Raw genomic sequence first — 20,665 nt, 5'->3', positions numbered from 1 at the left:
CATGTTGTCAATGCAGGCAAGCTTGCGACCGGCGATCTCGAAACCGGGCTGATCTCCTGTACGCCGGCCGGCGCCATGCTGTTGGTGCGCTCCATCCATGGCGAGGACCTGTCGGGTCTGAATGCGGTGGTCATCGGCCGCTCCAACCTGTTCGGCAAGCCGATGGCGCAATTGCTGCTTTCCGCCAATGCGACTGTCACGACGGCGCATTCGCGCACGAAGGATCTGACTTCGGTGGCAAGAGGCGCCGATATTCTGGTGGCGGCTGTGGGACGTCCGGAGATGGTGAAGGCCGATTGGGTGAAGCCCGGCGCCACTGTCATCGATGTCGGCATCAACCGGATCGATGCACCCGAGCGCGGCGAGGGCAAGAGCCGGCTGGTCGGCGATGTCGCCTATGGTGAAGCATCCGAAGTCGCCGCCGCGATCACGCCGGTTCCGGGCGGTGTCGGACCGATGACGATCGCCATGCTGATGGCCAATACCGTCATCGCTGCCCATCGCGCCGCGGGTCAGAAGCCGCCGAGGTTTTGAGGGAGAGAGCTGTTTAGACCACTGCACCATCGAGCTCGTTTATCGGCGACGGCTAAAGTTAATCGACTAGCACGAGGAGCGTTTTTTGCCTCCTAAGCGAGTTCGCTATCACAAGGTGGGAGGAGAACTAGGCTTATCCAACTCGACACGAGCAAGCTCAGCCTGCTGCTTCCGATCGTTCCTTGTCAGTCGTCTAATGAGGATCATCGCGCTCATCAAAATTGCATATTCTCCGCGCAAATTTTCAGATCGCTCAATTTTTCATCAACACCACAACACCTTTCCTCTAACAAAATCAACCACTTACGATCTGGCACGCCATTTGCTTCGTATTTGGTTGAGTTGGTGGCTAGGGTTCCGGCGCTTCACATGAAGCGTGGCTGGTCCGAGAGCCACCACCGGCTGGGGGAGAAATCCCACCGGATGCACGGCGGGATAAAAGCCCGGGAGACCTCGTAAGCCAAGGGATTGGCGGCGCGATGGTCTTTGCCGATCCCTTTTTGAAAAAAGCAAAAGGGGAATTTCAATGCAGACTTTTTCGAAAATCCTTTCCGTCACAGCCCTGTCCGTATCGCTGGCCCTCGGGCTCGGTTCGGTCGCCAGTGCTGCGCCGAAGACCAGCTTCAAGGTCGCCTGGTCAATCTATGTCGGCTGGATGCCCTGGGGCTATGCGAGCGACCACGGCATCGTCAAGAAATGGGCCGATAAATATGGCATCAATATCGAGGTCACACAGTTCAACGACTATGTCGAGTCGATGAACCAATATACGGCCGGTGCCTTCGATGCCGTAACGCTCACCAACATGGATGGTCTCTCGATCCCGGCTGCCGGCGGCGTCGATACGACGGCCGTTATCGTCGGCGATTTCTCGAACGGCAACGACGCCGTCATCCTCAAAAACAAGGCGAACCTCGCCGACATCAAGGGCCAGAACGTCAACCTCGTCGAATATTCAGTATCGCACTATCTGCTGGCGCGCGCGCTCGACAGCATCAAGCTCAGCGAACGCGACGTGAAGGTGGTCAATACCTCCGATGCCGACATGGTAGCGGCCTATAAGACGCCTGACGTTTCCGCCGTCGTGACCTGGAACCCGCTTGTTTCGACCATTCTCGAAGACTCCAGCGCCAAGAAGGTTTTCGACAGTTCGCAGGTGCCGGGCGAAATCATCGATCTGATGGTCGCCAACAGCAATGTGCTGAAAGACAACCCGAATTTCGGCAAGGCACTCGCCGGTATCTGGTATGAAACCGCCGCGCTGATGAAGGCCGACACGGCGGAGGGCAAGGCCGCCCGCGCAGCCATGGGCAAGGCATCGGGCACGGACCTCAAGGGCTTCGAGGCGCAGCTCGCTGCGACCCGCCTTTTCGACAAGCCCGCCGATGCGCTCACCTTTACCACCTCGCCGAACCTGCCGAAGACCATGGATCTCGTGCGCAATTTCCTCTTTCAGAAGGGGCTTCTCGGCAATGGCGCGCCTTCCGCCGATGTCATCGGCATCGAAATGCCCGATGGCAAAGTCCTCGGCGACGGCAGCAACGTGAAGCTTCGCTTCACCGAAGCCTACATGAAGTCGGCCGCCGACGGTCTGCTCTGACCTTCCTTGAACGGCGGCGCAGCAGCGCCGCCAGCCTTTCCTTTCGCGGAGCCATTCATGCGTTGGATCAATACCAAGCCAAGTCCCGGCGCGCAGCTTGCCTTGACGCTCTTGCCCTTTGCGCTGCTGATCATTGCCTACGCGATCGGTTCCGCCGCAAGGCTTGCCGAAAACGCCAATGACAAGCTGCTTCCGAATTTCGCCGGCTTTGCCGACGCCATCAACCGCATGGCCTTCATCGCCGATCCGCGCACCGGAGACTACCTCCTGTGGTCGGACACTGGGGCAAGTCTCGTCCGGCTGCTCTCCGGTCTCGGCATCTCCACGGCGATCGCGCTTTGCCTGGGCATGCTGATCGGCATGCTCCCCTATCTGAGGGCGCTTCTGTCTCCCTTCGTCGCCGTCATTTCCATGGTGCCGCCGCTGGCCCTGCTGCCCATTCTGTTCATCGTCATGGGTCTCGGCGAGACGTCGAAGATCGCCCTCATCGTCATCGGTGTTGCGCCTACGATGATCCGCGACCTGGCCCTGAAGGCGCTGGAACTGCCGCGCGAGCAGATCGTCAAGGCCGAGACGCTTGGCGGCTCTTCCTGGCAGATCGCCCTTCGCGTCGTACTGCCGCAGATCCTGCCGCGGCTGATCACCTGCCTCAGGCTGCAGCTCGGCCCGGCCTGGCTGTTCCTGATCGCCGCCGAAGCGATCTCGTCCGATTCCGGCCTCGGCTACCGCATCTTCCTCGTCCGCCGCTATCTCTCGATGGACGTGATCTTTCCCTATGTCGCCTGGATCACGCTGCTTGCCGTGGTCATGAACTACCTGCTCGATCGCATCCGCATCGCCGTCTTCCCCTGGTCCGAACTGGAGAAGCAGGCATGAGCGAGCTCAGAATCGAAAAGGTCTGGAAGGAATATGGCGACCAGATCGTGCTTGAGGATGTCTCGCTGACGGTGGCCTCGCGTGCCTTCGTCGCGCTCGTCGGCCCCTCCGGCTGCGGCAAGTCCACCTTCCTGCGCATGCTTTTGGGACAAGAACAGCCGACGCGCGGGACGATCCTGCTCGATGGCACAGCCCTGCCCTCGGAACCCGGCGCCGATCGCGGCGTCGTCTTCCAGCGCTATTCGGTCTTTCCGCATCTGACCGCGCTCGGCAACGTACTGCTCGGCAAGGAACTTGCCGGCTCGCGCTACAAGGCAAGGCTTTTCGGCTCGGCGCGTCGCGATGCCACCGACGAGGCACGTCAGCTTCTTGAGGAAGTCGGTCTTGCCGGCGCCGAGAACAAGTACCCGGCCCAGCTTTCCGGCGGTATGCAGCAGCGCCTGGCGCTTGCGCAAGCGCTCATCATGCGACCGAAAGTACTGCTGCTCGACGAACCCTTCGGTGCGCTCGATCCAGGCATCCGCGCCGAAATCCATACGTTGATGAAACGCCTCTGGCACGAGACGCAAATGACGGTTGTCATGGTGACCCATGACATGCGCGAAGCTTTCACGCTTGCGACCCGCGTCGTCGCCTTCGAGCGGCGCCGCGACAGGCCAGAAGAGAAGGAGCGCTACGGCGCCACCATTACCAAGGACATTTCCATCTGGCCGCCGCGCACTGCCGGCGCAGCCTCGATCTTTGGCCCCGACCGGGACGGCCCGGTCTCTTCCCTGGGGCACCGACGGGACGACCTGGCACCATCGGGAGATATTTAGCCATGCAGCATGTCAGACGTTCGCCAGAAGAGATCGCCGCCAATCGCGCGCGCTATGAAGATCATCAACGCGAGGGGCTGGAATTCGCGCCGAAGGCATTGCCGGCGGCAAGTCCGCTTCCCGCCCCACCGATCGCCCCTTCCCTCGTCCTGCACCGGGAGATCCTGCCCGGCGGCTGGTACTGGTCGACACGCATCAAGACGGGTGAGACCTTGCGCATCGCGCAGGAGCAAGGCTTTTCCTCCGTATCGCTGATTGCCTGGAACGCGGCAGATCCGAGCGAACGGCTGAACCTCGTCGATACGGTCAAGGTGCAATGGACGACGGCTCTGTCGAAGGGCCGCGTGATCTTCTCCGACATGGGGCGTGTGATGTTCTCGGTGACGGAGGATTCCTCCGGCGCCCATGATTGCCTGATGGGAGGCTCCACCGCCGCCTCCAATGAGACAAAATATGGCCAAGGCCTGCGTAACAGCCGCGACAATTTCATCCTGCTCGCGACGAAAGCTGGCTTGGATCGGCGCGATATTCCCGCAGCTTTTACGCTTTTCGCGCCCGTCCGCGTCGATGCGGACGGCAAGTTCGCCTGGAAGCCGGACCTTCTGCATGATGGCGACTATGTTCATCTTCGCGCCGAGATGGACATGATTGTCGGCTTTTCCAATTGCCCGCACCCGCTAGATCCAGACCCGCATTACGCGCCGAAACCGGTGACCGTCACCCGCATCGCCGCCCAGCCGATCGCCGAAGACGATCTGTGCCGCACGGCCACCGCCGAAGCCGTGCGCGGCTTTGAAAACAACGCCGTCGCCAATCTTTGAGCCGGGAGAGACGATCATGAGCGATTTCATTCAGACCGCGCCGTCCCGCACGCTCGACAAGGCGGTGCAGGATCATTTCATCGCTGCCGAAGCGCCGTTTTCGACGATCGTGCGCAAGGGCCAGACGCTGCGCATCGAAGACAGCTACGGCCAGCAGGCGATCGACACGCTGTTCTACAATGCCGAGGACTATTCCGAGCGCTATTCCAACCAGGACACGATGCGCGAACAGAGCGCCGCCTATATCACCACAGGCACCCGGATCATCTCCAACGAAGGGCGCGTCATGCTGACGATGACCGCCGACAGCTGCGGCCGTCATGACACTTCAGCTGGCGCCTGCTCCTGCGAGAGCAATACGGTCCGCTTTGGCCACGGTACGAAATATCTTCACGCCTGCCGCGACAATTTCGTGCTGGAAGTCTCCAAGCATGGCATGGGGAAGCGCGACGTCGTGCCCAATATCAATTTCTTCATGAACGTACCGATCGAACCGTCAGGTGAAATGACGATCGTCGACGGCATCTCCGCTCCGGGCGACTATGTTGAGCTCAAGGCCGAGATGGACGTGCTTCTGGTCATCTCCAATTGCCCGCAGATCAACAATCCCTGCAACGGCTTCGACCCGACGCCGATCCGAGTCCTTGTATGGGACGGTGAGGCCTGAGATGTTCAAGAAAATACTGATCGCCAACCGCGGCGAGATCGCCGTCCGGATCATCGGCACGTTGCGACGCATGGGCATTGCCTCCGTCGCCGTCTATTCCGATGCGGACCGCTTCTCCAAGGCATCCCTGATGGCCGACGAAGCCGTCAGGCTCGGCCCGGCGCCGGCCTTGGAAAGCTATCTCAATGTCGATGCCGTCATTGCCGCCTGCAAGACAACCGGTGCCGAGGCCGTGCATCCAGGCTACGGATTCGTGTCGGAGAATATCGGCTTCGCCGAACGGCTGGCAAAGGAAGGCATCGTCTTCATCGGGCCGACGGCAGACAATATCGCCGCCTTCGGGCTCAAACATACGGCGCGAGAACTGGCGCGTGCGAGCGGAGTTCCGCTACTGCCGGGCAGCGACCTCGTTGAAACGAGCGAAGCGGCGCTCGCGGCCGCGGCGAAAATCGGCTACCCGGTCATGTTGAAATCGACAGCCGGCGGCGGCGGCATCGGCATGCAGCTTTGCGACGATGCCGCAAGTCTGAAGGCTGCCTTCGACAGCGTACAGCGCACGGCAAAAGCAAGCTTCGGCGATGCCCGCGTCTATCTGGAGCGCTTTGTCTCGCGGGCGCGGCATGTTGAGGTTCAGATCTTCGGCGACGGCAAGGGCCGCGTGATCGCGCTTGGCGAACGCGACTGCTCGTTGCAGCGCCGGAACCAGAAGGTGATCGAGGAGACGCCCGCGCCGGGCCTGTCGCCTTCCGTGCGCGAACGCCTGCATGCAGCGGCGGTGGCGCTCGGCACCTCCGCCCATTATCGCTCCGCCGGCACAGTCGAATTCATCTATGATCCCGCGCGGGAGGAATTCTACTTCCTCGAGGTCAATACCAGGCTTCAGGTCGAACATCCGGTCACCGAGGCCGTCTATGGCATCGATCTCGTCGAGTGGATGATCCGCGAGGCCGCTGGCGAAGACGTGATAACAGGCGATGACCGGCTTGTTCCGAAGGGTGCCGCGGTCGAGGCACGCATCTATGCGGAGATGCCGCATGCTGGCTTCCGGCCAAGCGCCGGCCTTTTGACCGAAGTTATCTTTCCGGAAGGCACGCGCGTCGACGGCTGGATCGAGACCGGCACGGAAGTAACACCCTATTACGACCCTATGCTCGCTAAGGTGATCGTGGCAGCCGAAGACCGGCCGGCCGCGATCGAGAAGCTGAAGCTTGCGCTTGCGCAAAGCTCCATCTCCGGCATCGAAACCAATCTCGACTATCTGAAGGCCATTGCCGGATCGGATCTGCTGGCCAGCGGCAATGTGGCGACGACGGCTCTGAAGGATCTTCCCTTCGTGCCCGATGTGATCGAGGTGGTGGCGCCCGGCGCGCAGTCGAGCATCCAGGAGCTTCCCGGCAGGCTGGGGCTCTGGCACGTCGGCGTGCCGCCGAGCGGGCCGATGGACGAGCGATCGTTCCGCCATGCTAACAGGCTGGTCGGCAACGCCGACGAGACCGCGGCCCTGGAGCTAACCGTCTCGGGACCGGTGCTCAAGATCTTCTCCGACGTGACGATCGCGCTTGCAGGCGCTCGCATGCCGATGACTCTCGACGGCGTTCCGTTACCCCACGACGAGGCCGTTATCGCCAAGGCAGGGCAGACGCTTGCCATTGGCGCCATAGAAGGCCCGGGCCAACGTGCCTATCTCGCCGTTGCGGGCGGTTTTGCCGCGCCGCTCACGCTCGGTTCCAGGGCAACCTTCGGCCTCGGTCGCTTTGGGGGCCATGCCACCGGCACGCTTCAAACAGGCCATGTCTTGCGGCTGGCACGCACACCTCAGCCTAAAGTCAAGCCGGCGGACGTGCCCGCAGCCCTCACCCGCGTCTGGAAGGTCGGCGTCGTCTATGGGCCGCATGGCGCGCCGGACTTCTTTCTGGACGACGATATCGAAACGCTGTTTTCGACCGAATATGAAGTGCATTTCAACAGCGCCCGCACCGGCGTCCGTCTGATTGGCCCTACGCCCAAATGGGCGCGCAGCGACGGCGGCGAGGCCGGCCTCCACCCCTCCAATCTTCACGACAATGCTTACGCCATCGGCGCGATCGACTTCACCGGCGATATGCCGATCATTCTCGGCCCGGATGGACCGAGCCTCGGCGGCTTCGTCTGCCCGGCCGTCATCGCGCGCGACGAGCAATGGAAGATGGGCCAGTTCAAGCCGGGCGACAAAATCCGCTTTCATCCGGTGGCGCGAGAGAACGACGCCATCGCAGGTCCGACTGTCCGCCGCGTGCCAGAAGAAACCGGATCGGCAATCGTCGGTCAGAACCAGCGTGGCCCGGTGCCCGTCGTCTATCGTCGGCAGGGTGATGACAATCTGCTCATCGAATACGGGCCGATGACGCTCGATATCGCGCTTCGCCTGCGCGTGCATCTGCTTATGCAGGCAATCGTCGAGGCGCGTCTGCCAGGAATTATCGACCTGACGCCTGGCATCCGTTCGCTGCAGATCCACTATGACGGGACGACGCTGACCCGCAATCGTTTGCTGGGTCTGCTTGCGGAGATCGAGGCTACGCTGCCGGCGGCACATGAGGTGAAAGTCCCGAGCCGGATCGTGCACCTGCCGCTCTCCTGGAACGATCCGCAGGCCGAGCTTGCCATGCGTAAATATCAGGAACTCGTGCGCCCGAATGCGCCATGGTGCCCTTCCAACATCGAGTTCATCCGCCGCATCAACGGCCTGCCGGACGAGCAGGCGGTGCGCGACATCGTTTTTGACGCCAGCTATCTCGTGCTCGGCCTTGGCGATGTCTACCTCGGGGCTCCGGTCGCAACGCCGGTCGATCCACGACATCGGCTGGTAACGACGAAATACAATCCGGCACGCACCTGGACACCGGAAAACGCCGTCGGCATCGGCGGCGCCTATATGTGCATCTATGGCATGGAGGGACCGGGCGGCTACCAGCTCTTCGGCCGAACGATCCAGGTGTGGAACAGCTGGCGGCAGACGCCGGCCTTCGCCAAGGGCAAGCCGTGGCTTCTCAATTTTTTCGACCAGATCCGCTTCTTTCCCGTCACCCATGAAGAGCTCAATGAAGCGCGTGCGGCCTTCCCGCACGGCGGCTATCCGATCAAGATCGAGGAGATGGAGTTCTCCTACGCCGCCTACGAGGCCGGCCTCGCACGCGAGGCTGCGGCGATCGGCGCCTTCAAGTCGAGGCAGCAGTCAGCCTTCGAGGCGGAAAGGCAACGCTGGAAGGAGCTGGGGCTCGACAGCTTCTCGGTCGACGAAGGGACAGGCCCTGCCCTTGCCGGAGATATACCGGAAGGTTGCTTCGGCATCGAAAGCGCCGTGCCCGGCAATGTCTGGAAAATACTCGTCGAGGAGGGCCAGCCGGTTGCAGCCGGCGATACTTTGGCCATCATCGAGTCGATGAAAATGGAAATCAATGTCACCGCCCATGCCGCCGGACGCGTCCGCGATCTGCGTGCAGCACCTGGGCGCAACGTCAAGGCCGGCGACGTTCTCGTCATTCTGGAGGAAATCTGATGCTGCCCACTATCCTTGACCTTACCTCCCTGCGAGATGCGTATAAGGCAGGCTTTTCACCGCTCGACATGGTGGAGGAAATCATAGCCCGATGCGGGGCATCCGATGATCCGGCAATCTTCATTACGCTGGCATCTCCAGAGGCGTTGCGAGCTGCGGCAACAGACTTGCTGGCGAAGGCACCCGAGCCCAACAGCCTGCCGCTCTGGGGCATCCCCTTCGCAGTCAAGGACAATATCGACGTCGCAGGTCTGCCGACGACGGCCGCCTGCCCGGCCTTTGCCTATCATCCCGAGGAGGATGCGGCCGTGGTTGCGCGTCTGAAGGCTGCCGGTGCCATCGTCATCGGCAAGACCAATCTCGACCAGTTCGCAACCGGCCTCAACGGCACCCGCTCGCCTTATGGTGCGCCCCGCTCGGTTTTCGATCGCGCCTATGTTTCCGGCGGCTCCAGTTCGGGCTCCGCGGTTGCAGTGGCGGCGGGTCTTGCCAATTTCTCGCTGGGAACCGATACCGCAGGCTCGGGCCGGGTGCCGGCTGCCTTCAACAATCTCGTCGGCATCAAGCCAACGCCGGGGCTTGTTCCCAATGTTGGCATCGTACCGGCTTGCCGCAGCGTCGATGTCGTCACGGTGTTCGCCGCGACCGTTGGGGACGGCATCGCCGTCCGGCGGATCATGGAAGGCTATGACGCACGAGATCCGTTCTCACGGGACGCAACTCAGGCGACCCTGCCATCGGCACGCCCTCGTGTCGGCGTGCTCGAAGGCGCCGAACGTGAGTTCTACGGCAACAGCCAAGTCGAGACCCTCTACGATGCCGCCATCGATAGGGCGAGATCGCTCGGCGCGGAGATCGTCCCATTCGACTATGCACCTTTCCGACAGGCTGCCGAACTGCTCTACAACGGCCCCTGGGTTGCGGAGCGCCTGGCGGCGGTCAAGGACTTCCTCGCAAGTAATGCCAGCGATTTCAATCCAACGGTCAGAGCCATCATCGAGGGGGCGAAAGGCTATGACGCGGTTGCGGCCTTCGAAGGCAAGTACAGGCTGGAGGCTTTGCGACAAAAGACGAAGGTGGAGTGGGAGAAGGTCGATTTCCTGATGCTGCCGACATCGCCCACAACCTACACCGTCGAGGAAATGCAGGCCGATCCGATCGTCAGGAACAGCCATTTCGGCCGTTATACCAATTTCGCCAATCTGCTCGACTGCGCGGCAATTGCCGTACCTGCAGGCTTCGATGCCGACGGTCATCTGCCGGCCGGTGTGATGCTCGTCGGGCCTGCCTTTACCGACGATGCTTTGGCGCCGTTCGCCGATGCTATGCATCGAGCGGCGAAAAGCGGGATGGGTAAGGACCGTATGGCGGCACTGCCGGATAACAGCCGTGTGACACCTATGGCTGCCGACATGGTCCCGATCGTCGTTGTCGGCGCGCATCTGACCGATATGCCGCTCAACCATGAACTCACCGGAAAAGGCGGCTACAGGATGAAGACGGGACGGACGGATGGCAGCTATCGGCTTTTCGCCCTTTCCGGAACAGTGCCGCCGAAGCCGGGATTGGTGCGCGATCCCGGCTTTGCCGGCAAGGGTATCGAAATAGAGGTCTGGGCCTTGCCGCCTGCGGCATTCGCCCACTTCGTCCAGAATATTCCGGCGCCGCTGGGGATCGGTAAGATCCTGCTTGAAGATGGCAGCCATGTTTCCGGATTCCTCTGCGAGAGCCACGCCGTAGCTGACGCTAGAGACATCACCGAATTTGGTGGCTGGCGAAATTTCATTCGCGATGCCGATGCCACAGGTTAAATGAAGGAGAAGCAGGATGAGAAAGACCCTCTTACGGGCATTGCAGATCGTTCTTCATGGCCTGACTGCGAGAACCCAGGCAATTGGCAGCCTTGATCGGCCTAAGTTTCACTCCGCTCGTAGCGAGGCATGGTCAGAGACCGATTAAACGCTTCGGACGAGAACATCTCGCAGACTTGAGGGATGGCCGGAAAAACACCAATAAGCGAGTGCAGGCACACGAGATGACTGCACTCGCTCGGCCAAGGATTCAGCTCGGCATCCTGGCCATCCAGTTGAATGGACAACTTTCAAGAAAAGTTGCAAACGGCTACTTTCCTCCTGGTGGGACTTCTTGCGTCGGCAACGCCTGACAACAGATCAAACACAGCGCTCAAATTTCGCAGGCACCCGGATATCCGGCAAGTCCCGCGGAAAATCCCTCGCATTGCGAGTGACCAGCAACATCGAGTGAATCTTGTTTGTTGCCCGGATAATGGCTTAGAGCAGCCTGATGCGGGGAGCTGCCGCAGGGATACCGCACGCCCCCGCCACTGCATTGTCGACGGCGATAACGGTAAATCCGGCTGGAGACACGCCTGACCATTCACTATCTCCGACGATCGGCAACAGCAGTCACTATTGACAAGTTGCCCCGTATATCCCTTGATATGCCTTATCCGAGATAACAGACAGATGTCCGGAATATTGGATTATTCGAAAGCCATTAACCAAGGGGAACAACCATGACCATTTCCTTGCGCGTCGGCCTGATGTCGCTGGCCGCCGCCGCACTCCTCTCTTCCACGCCCGTTCTCGCCGACGGCAGCAAGCTCGATGAGGTGCTTGCGCGCGGTCACCTCGTTCTTGGAACCGGCAGCACGAACGCGCCGTGGCACTTCAAGAGCGCTGACGACAAGCTGCAGGGCTTCGACGTCGACATGGGTCACATCATCGCCAAGGCCCTGTTCGGCGACCCCGACAAGATCGAGTATGTCAATCAGTCGTCCGATGCCCGAATTCCAAACATCACCACCAACAAGGTCGATATCACCTGCCAGTTCATGACCGTGACCGGCGAGCGCGCCCAGCAGGTGGCCTTCACCATTCCCTATTATCGTGAAGGCGTCGGCCTGATGCTGAAGGCCGATGGCCAGTATGCCGACTATGCGGCGCTGAAGGCGGCAGGCTCTTCCGTCACGGTTTCCGTTCTGCAGAACGTCTATGCGGAATCCATGGTTCATGCCGCCCTTCCGGACGCGAAGGTCGACCAGTACGAATCCGTCGATCTGATCTACCAGGCGCTGGAATCCGGCCGCGCCGACGCGGTTGCGACCGACCAGTCATCACTCGCCTGGTACATGACGCAGAACCCGGGCCGCTACAAGGATGCCGGCTATGGCTGGAACCCGCAGACCTATGCCTGCGCGGTCAAGCGCGGCGACCAGGATTGGCTGAACTTCGTCAATACCGCTCTTCATGAAGCGATGACAGGCGTCGAATTCGATAGCTACGCCAAGTCCTACAAGACCTGGTTCGGCAAGGACCTGACCCCACCACAGATCGGCTTCCCGGTCGAATACAAGTAATGGCCGAGCGGAGCGGGACATCTCCCGCTCCGCCAGTCTGAAAGGGGCGGCCCGACATGGGTTACACGCTGAATTTTGCCGCCGTCTGGCGCAATTTTGATTTTCTTATGAGCGGTCTGGCGCTCAGCCTCGGCCTGGCGATCATATCGATTCTGATTGGCGCCTTGATCGGTTTGATACTCGCCTTCGCGCTGACATCGAAAAACCGGGCAGCCATGATCCCGGCGCAGGTCTATGTGACCGTGATCCGAAACCTGCCGATCCTGGTGCTGGTGCTGTTTGCCTTCTTCGCCTTGCCGCAGATGGGCTTTCGACTGGACAAGATCAAAAGCTTCGTCCTGGTCCTTTCCATCTACTCAGGCGCCTATCTTGCTGAAGTGTTTCGCGCAGGATTGCTGTCGATCCCGAAAGGTCTTTCAGAGGCGGGTCTGGCAATCGGCCTGACGCCAATGCAGATTCGCGGATCGGTCATCGCTCCGCTGATGCTGCGCAACGTGCTTCCGTCGCTGTCTTCGACCATCATTTCGCTGTTCAAGGATACCTCGCTTGCAGCCGCCATTGCTGTGCCGGAGCTGACATTCGCTGCCCGCAAGATCAACGTCGAGAGCTTTCGCGTCATCGAAACCTGGATGGTCACATCAGCTATTTACGTAGCAACCTGCTTCCTCATCGCCGCGCTGATGCGTTTCGTCGAGCGCAGGCTGGCTTTGCCGAGGTAACATCGGATGTCTCATAGTTTTCTCGAACAACTCTGGATCGCCCGCTACGTCATCATCAATGGGCTCGGCGTGACGGTATCGATTTCCCTTCTTGCCATTCTTGCCGGTTCCATCGTCGGTGTCTTCGTTGGCCTCGCGCTCGTCTACGGCGGAGCCATTCTGCGCCTTTTGATCCGGGCCTATACCGACATCATCCGTGGTACGCCCGTGCTGGTCCTCGTGCTGGCGAGCTACTACGTCTCTTCTGCGGTAGGTCTTGATTTGGGGCCGTTTTCCGCAGGCGTTCTTGCCCTGGCGATCTTCTGTTCATCACATGTCGGCGAGATCGTGCGCGGCGCGCTGCAGGCCATTCCGAAAGGTCAGACGGAGGCGGCCAAGGCGATCGGCCTCACCTTCACCCAGACCTTCACTTCGGTCCTGTGGCCGCAAGCGATGCGCCAGTGTCTGCCAGCCTGGGTGAACACGGCAGCCGAGATGGTAAAAGCCTCGACATTGCTTTCCGTCATCGGCGTCGCCGAACTGCTCCTGCGCACGCAGGAGATCATCTCCCGCAATTTCATGAGCCTCCAGTTCTATTTCCTGGCTGGCGGCCTCTATTTCATCGTCAACTTCGGTATCGAGCGCTTCGGCAAATATGTCGAGCGCAAGACCGCACTGCCGTCTTGAGGAGATCGGACCGATGGGCAAGACAATTCTAGACATTCAGGGCCTGCGCAAGACCTATGGCCAGCACGAGGTTCTCAAGGGCGTCGACTGCACGGTTGAGGAAGGCGAGGTCATTTCCATCATCGGTTCGTCGGGTTCCGGCAAGACGACGATGTTACGCTGCATCAACATGCTGGAGGAGTTCCAGGGCGGCAAGATCAGCCTCGATGGCGAGGAGATCGGCTATCACGCCGACGGCAGTACCCGTCGTCGCAAGAGCGAGAAGGAGATTGCCCGCCAGCGCGCACTCACCGGCATGGCCTTCCAGCAGTTCAACCTTTTTCCGCACATGACCGCCGCCGAGAACGTGATGCTCGGCCTCGTCAAGGTGAAGAAAATGTCGAAGTCGGACGCACGCGTCGTCGCGGAAAAATGGCTCGATCGTGTAGGCCTTGCCGCTCGCGCCAATCATTATCCGGGCCAGCTCTCGGGTGGCCAGCAGCAGCGCGTTGCGATTGCCCGAGCGATTGCCATGGCGCCTCGGCTGATGCTGTTCGACGAGGTGACGTCGGCCCTCGACCCGGAACTGGTTGGCGAAGTTCTTCAAGTCATCAAAGGGCTCGCCGCCGACGGCATGACGATGCTGCTCGTCACCCATGAAATGCGCTTTGCCTATGAGGTCTCCTCGCGCGTCATCTTCATGAACCAGGGCGTCATCTGCGAAGAAGGTGATCCGAAAGACATGTTCGTGCGTCCGAAGACGGAGCGGCTTGCCGAATTCCTCAAGACCTCGAGTTTCAATTGAGAGGAAACAACAGCTCGGCGCAAGCGTTGCGTCATCGCCCGCCCGGATGCTATCGCAGCGTCTTGCTGAGATCTGACGGCACCAACGCCGTATAGCCGGCACCATGTGCTGATGCGTCGCAGCATGCCGGTTGTGGCTGGTATGGGAATATTCGGAGAGAAGCATGGCCGAGACTGCAAACGACATTGTATCCCGACGCATGCGGGGCCTGGATCGCGCCTTCGAGATTCTTGAGTTTCTGCGGGTAAAACGCCAGCCCATGCGTCCGAACGAGATCGCCACGGAGATCGGCGCGCCGCGCTCTTCCATTTACGAACTCGTCAATCTCCTGCTCGGCCATGGCATGCTCGACTATCAGGGCGGCGACGGCCGGGTCTTTCTCGGCCGCCGTCTCTATTTTCTCGGCACCGCCTATGCCGAACAATTCGACTTGATGCGCGAATGCGGCCGCATGCTAGGCGTGCTGGCGGAGGAGACGCGCGAGACAGCGCAAATGTGCCTGCTGGAAGGCAATAAATATACGGTCGCCATGATGCGGGAAGGCATCCGCCCCTTTCGCATATCCTCGAATGTGGGCGAGCTCGTCGCTATTCCGTGGACCGCCTCGGGGCGCCTGCTTGTAGCCCATCTTTCGGACCGGGAAATCCTGGATTTCATTCCGCCTGAAGATTTCGTCCTTCCGAATGGAAGGCGGCTGGAACCAGCCGATTTCATCGCTCAAGTGCGCCAAGCCGCCGAAGATGGATACTTCACCTTCAACAGCGAAGTGGAGAATTTCACCCATTGCTTCGCCGTGCCCATCAATCAAGCCGACGGCGCCTGCATCGCGACACTCTGCCTGGTAACGCCGCGTGAGGATGGCTTGCGCAACCGCACCGCCTATCTCGACAGCCTCTTGAGAGCCGCTCACGAGATCTCCGAAAAGCTCGGCTTCCGGTCGCCGAAAGGCCGCTTCTTCGGATCCTGAACCTAGCAAGTTTTTTCACGAAAGTGGCAAATCTCCGCACATGATGGGATCCGAACCGGCGCCGATTGAATCGAGTGCGGCGATCGTTCCTAGTGCATTGAGCCCCCTCAGGCCCCGATAGGTGGGCTGGTCGGATCTGGATTTCCATCGAAGAAAAGATAGATCGCTGCGATCTTGCCGTCCTTGGCAATGATGAAGTCCGTACCTGCATATGCAGGCTCTTCGCCGGGCGCACCGGCCACCCATTGCACCCGCCCGGCCTGATCATGGAGGACGTCCGCTGCGGCGATTGTCGTGTATGCAAATGTCGGATGCATGGCGCGGATGGCTCCGGCAATGCGGACGATCTCGTCGCGGCCGCGGTAGATCCCGTGCGGTTCGATGAATATCGCGTCTTCGTGAAGGATTTCCTCCGCCACTTTCCGGCGAAGGACGTCGTCGCCCTCCCCAAAGATGCCCTGCAGATTCCGATCGAGCAGCGTTGCGATGTCTGCCATGGTCATTCTCCCTGATATGGCGGCTTAGATCTGGACGTGGCCGCCATCGACGAAGAGTTCGACGCCATTGATAAAGCTGGCATCGTCGGAGGCCAGGAACAGCACGGCCTTGGCGATCTCTTCCGGTTGCCCGATGCGGCCGGCAGGAATGAGGCTCGCAAGGTAATTCTTCGTGTTCTCCGCGCTTTCACCATTGCCGAAAAGTTCGTTGAGACCGGCCGTATCGGTCACGCCAGGACTAACTGCATTGACGCGAATATGGCGATCCTTGAGATCGAGGATCCAGTTGCGGGCGAAGTTGCGCACGGCAGCCTTGGTTGCCGAGTAGACGCTGAAGGCAGGCGTGCCGGAAATGCTCGTCGTCGACGAAGTGAGAACGATCGAGCCACCATCACGCAGGAGCGGGAGCGCCTTTTGAACGGTGAACAAGGTGCCCTTCACGTTGGTATCGAATGTCTTCTGGTAGTGTTCTTCGGTAATCGCCCCGAGAGGTAACATCTCGCCGCCGCCGGCATTCGCGAAAACCACATCGATATGCGAGTGCTTCTGTTGAACTGCGTCGTACAGACGGTCGATATCGACGAGCTTGCTCATGTCGGCCTGTACGCCCGTGACACGGCCACCGATCTTTTGGAGGGCGGCATCGAGTGCTTCCTTGCGGCGGCCGGTGATGAACACGGAGGCACCTTCCATCGAGAAAGCCTTTGCCGTTGCAAGACCAATACCGCTCGTGCCACCCGTTACGATCACGACTTTGTTTTCGAATTTCTTACTCACTATCATGCTCCTTTGTTGCGGCATTGCCGTTGAATTGAACATGCCAGCGGAACGATGCTGCAAACAGCCAGCAAATTTGATACTCATCGTTCCAAATGGAGAACGATGATGAGATCTGATTTGAATGATCTGGTCTATTTTGCCGAGGTCGTCGCCCACGGCGGGTTCGCAGCCGCGGGGCGCGCTTTGCGCGAGCCGAAGTCGAAGCTTAGCCGACGGATAGCGGGGCTCGAGGAAAGGCTCGGCGTGCGACTGATCGAACGGTCGAGCCGCCGCTTTCGGGTGACCGATGTAGGTCAATCCTTCTACGAGCGCTGCAAGGCAATGCTGGCGGAAGCCGAGCGTGCAGAGGCGCTCGTTGCAGAGGCAAAATCAGAGCCGCATGGTCTGATCCGAATGAGTTGCCCGACAGGGTTGGTCGAACCGATCTCCCCCCTCCTAATGCAATTCCTGGCGCAGCATCCAAAAGTGCAGCTGCAACTCATCGCGATCGACCGTCCGGTCGATCTTATAGACGAGCGGATCGACGTCGCATTGCGCGTCCGAACGTCGTTGGACGGCGATGCCTCCTTGACGATGCGCTCGCTAGGCAACTCGATCCGTATCCTGGTCGCAAGCCCGCAACTTGCCGGCCGCATTGCAGACATAGAAGCTTTGGCGAGCGAACCTACCCTCTCGACCACGGATGATCAGGGCGAAGTGAACTGGTTTCTCGAGACGGACGATGGCCGAAGCCATACGCTCAGGCACGAGCCGAGAATGGGCTGTGCGGACTTTACGGCCGTGAGGGCAGCCGCACTTGCGGGTCTGGGCGTCGCTCTTCTCCCCGATCACACATGCAGACAGGCGCTGGAAGAAGGGAAGCTCGTACGGGTCCTTCCCGCCTGGCATGGCATGAAGGGCCTTGTCCACCTCGTATTCACCACGCGCCGTGGTCTTCCTCCGGCCGTTCGCAGGTTCATCGACTGCCTGGCGGCAGGCTTTCCCAGGGATGCGCTTGTCTGATGATCTGCCTGATTGGACCATAGGTCTCTCGAAAGCGGCGTTGCGAGCGCCTCCGGAGCATGCTGGATAACGACGTATGCCATATTCGGGCAATGCAAAGGTCCGCCGACCACAAACCAGGACAGAGACTGGAAACGACTATCATCTCTTCCAAGTCGAAGATCTTGCCGGCAAGCAGATCGATTGTGGCTCCGGCTGGCGGCGGACCCGTTCCCTAAAACCTGAGACCGGGGCAGTTTGCCAATCTATCGCTCACCAAGTGAAGAGAGGACGGGAAGAGCCATAGGAACCCGGTGCCGACCCGCTTGGAGCTAGCTGATTGTCTCGTTCAACCCTCTCCGCCCATCGCCGACGTTCGGCCGCTTTGTCTTTGTCGCGATCTGTCGATCTGCTCGCGGTTACCGACCTGGATTGGCCGCCGGTTCCGCCGACCGTCGAGCAGGAAGCAAAGAAAACGGCGGGAACAATAATCAGAATGCCTAAGGCAACCGTCCTTGTGAACGCTTTATCGATCGGCTGCATAGACATCCCTAATGCTCTCTTTGACCATTTTCGATAACGGAGATGTTATTCGATTTCGCACCACGTGGAAACAAAAGGCTATTCGGATTTCCGTGTGATCAACAATGACTGGTGCCCGAACCCGCGTCGCGCTCGCCGCCCTGTTGTTCCCCGCCTGTCACAAGCTATATCGCAGCCTCAGGCCGAAAGTGAAAATTACTGAATCTCACCTTCGAAGCCCGAGATTTCCGATAATCGCCGTTTGCCATCGTGGACGCAGGAGCCGCAGCGGCGACGCGAATTAAATAATAATTGCATTTTGCAACTAAATAACCGACATTATGCCTATGCCTGCGTATTCCACGAGTCGAGTCGACTGCCTGGATTACCATTTAGCCACAAAGGATGTGAGGATGACCGCAGCCCTCTTTCTCGCGACCGTGCTTTTCTGGGGTTCGGGCGCGATTGTGACATCTCTCCAGGCAGGCGCTTCTGCTCCCGAGCTGTCGGTAGCGATCCGCATGTTCCTTGTTGGATTGAGCATGCTCGGATTTTCGATCGCCACCGGCAAACCGATCACGATAGCCCGCAGCGATCGTCTTTGGGTGATGATGCAAGGCATATTGTTTTTCGGGCTTGCATTTATCGCCTTTTATAAGGCGACCAAGGGTATCCCGAGCGGGATTGCTGCCCTGGTGCTATCGAGTTCCTCGCTGTTTGCCGCCATCGCCAGCCGTTTACTGCTGAATCTCCGGATCAGCCGCCGCGCGACGATTGGCATAGTTTTTGGTCTCCTGGGTCTTGGCATCGTCGCCGCCCCACAGATCTTCGCACTGCATCTCGACCCGCAGACCGTGACTGGGTTCATCTGGGCAGGCGTTGCGGCGATGGCGACAGGTGCGGGGACCGCAATTGCTGCGCGCAACCAGCGGCGCGGCTTGCCGATCCCGGTGCTCATGGGTTGGGGAGCATTATGCGGATGCGGTTTCGGGGTCGCCTGGGCGGTCGTTGTCGGCACGTCTCTCACGATACCTGTCACTGTCGGCTATCTGGCGCAGCTCGCCTATCTGGCAATTATTGCCTCCTGCGTCACGTTTCTTATGTATTTTACGCTCATCGAGAAGGTCGGCCCCGCACGGGCGGCCTATGCGCTGACCGTTGTTCCGATTGTCGCCATAACCATCTCGGTCATCTTCGAAGGCCTGCACATCGATACCCGTCTTGCCTTCGGCGGCGCGACGATCCTTCTTGGCAATATACTGGTGCTCAATGCTTGAGGCGCAACAATCAAGCACCGGTTCTGCAATCGGCATCCTATCCGTGTTCGCCCGCAGTCCCGGCGATTGAAGTACTTCCGGCGAGACTTAATACTCCTGGCAATTTGTGAAGGGCCGGTGTGTTGCGGTCACAGCTTGAGAGCTGTTTAACGACCGATCCGATAATCGGAAGATGCGGATACCCATCAAGAACATCCCTCAGATCGGCTATTGGCTCCGCTAAAATTGCCTCCAATAAGATCGATTGCACAAAGCTTATGCATGTCTAAATTACTTGCAAATAGCAATTGATTTCCTATCAAATCTATGTTGTAGTTTTAATCATAAGAGGTAAATCGCATCGCGATTGCCCGCAAAACGAGAATCTAGGGAGATGTCCGAACCGCAACAATTTTGGAAGGCATATGTTCATGTATATGTCCTCGACACCGATTGAATCTGACATCGTCTTCTCCGGCCGCCGCTCGGCGACCTACCGCGATGCACTTCATCTCTTTCCCGATGCCTGGCTTGACGATGTCGCTGCCATGCGCCGCTTCCTGCAGCCGATCTACGGCCGGCACGTCTTAGAGATCGGCGCCGGCAACGGTCATTTCAGCCGGGCGATTGCCGAAGATGTCGGCCCTGCCGGCTTATTGGTCGCGACCGATCCGTCCACCGAACAACTTGAGGATCTAGAAGTCGAAAGCGGCGGCCGGATCAGGGTCTTCGGTCAGGCTGCGCACATGCTCGACCTGCCGATCCGCGATTTTGACATGGCCTGGTCGCGCGGCGCCGTGCACCATATTTCCGACAAGACCGCTGCCTGGAAGGCGATCGCAGCCCACATGCGGCCCGGCGGCAAGCTGGTGATTGCTGACATCTTCGCCGGAACGCGGCTTGCCGCCTATTTCGACGATTTCATCGCGCAGAGCTGCTGTACCGGCCACGAGGTCTCTTTCCTTTCACGGGAATTTGCAACGAGCCTGTGCGCTCTGACCGGATGGGACAAGCCTCAATTTACCGATGTCACCACCCGCTGGCGCTTCGACACCAAGGCAAGTCTCGGACATTTCCTGCGATTGCTGTTCTCGGCAACCGACATCTTCACCGACGACGACTGCCTTGTTGCAGCGGAACGCCATCTTGACATCGTTTCCGACGGCAACGGCATCGCCCTGCTTTGGCCGATGACAGTGATGGAAACGACAAAGCTGCCGACTGCGAATTAATCATGGATGAACGATGACAGGCGCTTGA

Annotated in this window: 17 protein-coding genes, 1 pseudogene and 1 riboswitch; of the genes and pseudogenes, 16 read left to right on the top strand and 2 right to left on the bottom strand. The window is 59.7% G+C overall.

Annotated elements, in window-relative coordinates; all coding sequences use genetic code 11:
• The 13 genes and pseudogenes from AC13QY_RS29075 to AC13QY_RS29015 form a co-directional block, all read left to right on the top strand.
• Nucleotides 1–534: pseudogene (locus tag AC13QY_RS29075) on the top strand (bifunctional methylenetetrahydrofolate dehydrogenase/methenyltetrahydrofolate cyclohydrolase); the annotation flags it as partial.
• A gap of 338 nt (nucleotides 535–872) precedes the next feature.
• Nucleotides 873–986: riboswitch (guanidine-I (ykkC/yxkD leader) on the top strand.
• 74 nt (nucleotides 987–1,060) lie between these two features.
• Entirely contained in the window at nucleotides 1,061–2,134 is a 1,074-nt protein-coding gene (locus tag AC13QY_RS29070) for a putative urea ABC transporter substrate-binding protein (RefSeq protein WP_113351023.1), read from the top strand.
• 57 nt (nucleotides 2,135–2,191) lie between these two features.
• Entirely contained in the window at nucleotides 2,192–3,010 is an 819-nt protein-coding gene (locus AC13QY_RS29065; RefSeq protein WP_113351084.1) for an ABC transporter permease, read from the top strand.
• Nucleotides 3,007–3,828, top strand: coding sequence for an ABC transporter ATP-binding protein (locus AC13QY_RS29060; protein ID WP_113351022.1), 822 nt, complete (start codon nucleotides 3,007–3,009; stop codon nucleotides 3,826–3,828). The genes AC13QY_RS29065 and AC13QY_RS29060 overlap by 4 nt, the downstream gene beginning before the upstream one ends.
• Before the next feature lie 2 nt (nucleotides 3,829–3,830).
• Nucleotides 3,831–4,649 carry an urea amidolyase associated protein UAAP1 gene (locus AC13QY_RS29055; RefSeq protein WP_113351021.1) on the top strand — a complete coding sequence of 273 codons (819 nt, stop codon included), beginning with the start codon at nucleotides 3,831–3,833 and terminating at the stop codon, nucleotides 4,647–4,649.
• 16 nt (nucleotides 4,650–4,665) lie between these two features.
• On the top strand, nucleotides 4,666–5,316 hold the full coding sequence (locus tag AC13QY_RS29050) for an urea amidolyase associated protein UAAP2 (protein ID WP_113351020.1): 651 nt from the start codon (nucleotides 4,666–4,668) through the stop codon (nucleotides 5,314–5,316).
• A gap of 1 nt (nucleotide 5,317) precedes the next feature.
• A complete protein-coding gene (gene uca / locus AC13QY_RS29045) occupies nucleotides 5,318–8,854 on the top strand; it encodes an urea carboxylase (protein WP_488494365.1) in 3,537 nt (1,178 codons plus the stop codon).
• Nucleotides 8,854–10,665, top strand: coding sequence for an allophanate hydrolase (gene atzF / locus AC13QY_RS29040; RefSeq protein ID WP_145635579.1), 1,812 nt, complete (start codon nucleotides 8,854–8,856; stop codon nucleotides 10,663–10,665). Before uca ends, atzF begins: the two co-directional genes overlap by 1 nt.
• Before the next feature lie 725 nt (nucleotides 10,666–11,390).
• A complete protein-coding gene (locus tag AC13QY_RS29035; protein ID WP_095437550.1) occupies nucleotides 11,391–12,233 on the top strand; it encodes a transporter substrate-binding protein in 843 nt (280 codons plus the stop codon).
• 56 nt (nucleotides 12,234–12,289) lie between these two features.
• Nucleotides 12,290–12,952, top strand: a complete 663-nt coding sequence (locus AC13QY_RS29030) for an amino acid ABC transporter permease (RefSeq protein WP_113351017.1) — start codon at nucleotides 12,290–12,292, stop codon at nucleotides 12,950–12,952.
• A gap of 6 nt (nucleotides 12,953–12,958) precedes the next feature.
• On the top strand, nucleotides 12,959–13,618 hold the full coding sequence (locus tag AC13QY_RS29025; RefSeq protein WP_113228797.1) for an amino acid ABC transporter permease: 660 nt from the start codon (nucleotides 12,959–12,961) through the stop codon (nucleotides 13,616–13,618).
• Between the two features lie 13 nt (nucleotides 13,619–13,631).
• Entirely contained in the window at nucleotides 13,632–14,402 is a 771-nt protein-coding gene (locus tag AC13QY_RS29020; protein ID WP_113351016.1) for an amino acid ABC transporter ATP-binding protein, read from the top strand.
• A gap of 163 nt (nucleotides 14,403–14,565) precedes the next feature.
• Nucleotides 14,566–15,369, top strand: coding sequence for an IclR family transcriptional regulator (locus AC13QY_RS29015; protein WP_113351015.1), 804 nt, complete (start codon nucleotides 14,566–14,568; stop codon nucleotides 15,367–15,369).
• Nucleotides 15,370–15,476: 107 nt separating this feature from the next.
• On the opposite strand, the gene AC13QY_RS29010 is transcribed toward AC13QY_RS29015, so the two are convergent.
• Nucleotides 15,477–15,866 carry a nuclear transport factor 2 family protein gene (locus AC13QY_RS29010; RefSeq protein WP_113351014.1) on the bottom strand — a complete coding sequence of 130 codons (390 nt, stop codon included), beginning with the start codon at nucleotides 15,864–15,866 and terminating at the stop codon, nucleotides 15,477–15,479.
• Nucleotides 15,867–15,890: 24 nt separating this feature from the next.
• Nucleotides 15,891–16,649 carry an SDR family NAD(P)-dependent oxidoreductase gene (locus AC13QY_RS29005; RefSeq protein WP_371864882.1) on the bottom strand — a complete coding sequence of 253 codons (759 nt, stop codon included), beginning with the start codon at nucleotides 16,647–16,649 and terminating at the stop codon, nucleotides 15,891–15,893.
• Between the two features lie 99 nt (nucleotides 16,650–16,748).
• On the opposite strand from AC13QY_RS29005, the gene AC13QY_RS29000 reads away from it, so the two are divergent.
• The 3 genes from AC13QY_RS29000 to AC13QY_RS28990 all read left to right on the top strand — a co-directional run bounded on the left by AC13QY_RS29000 (nucleotide 16,749) and on the right by AC13QY_RS28990 (nucleotide 20,637).
• Nucleotides 16,749–17,648, top strand: coding sequence for a LysR substrate-binding domain-containing protein (locus AC13QY_RS29000; RefSeq protein ID WP_210248395.1), 900 nt, complete (start codon nucleotides 16,749–16,751; stop codon nucleotides 17,646–17,648).
• Between the two features lie 914 nt (nucleotides 17,649–18,562).
• The gene (locus AC13QY_RS28995; RefSeq protein WP_113351012.1) at nucleotides 18,563–19,426 is read left to right on the top strand and encodes a DMT family transporter; all 864 of its coding nucleotides are present in this window, start codon (nucleotides 18,563–18,565) and stop codon (nucleotides 19,424–19,426) included.
• Nucleotides 19,427–19,836: 410 nt separating this feature from the next.
• Nucleotides 19,837–20,637, top strand: coding sequence for a class I SAM-dependent methyltransferase (locus AC13QY_RS28990; protein ID WP_233788658.1), 801 nt, complete (start codon nucleotides 19,837–19,839; stop codon nucleotides 20,635–20,637).
• Nucleotides 20,638–20,665 lie beyond the last annotated feature (28 nt).

Source organism: Martinezella sp. CNPSo 3795, assembly GCF_057784475.1.
This window is presented reverse-complemented; position numbering and strand designations above follow the sequence as displayed.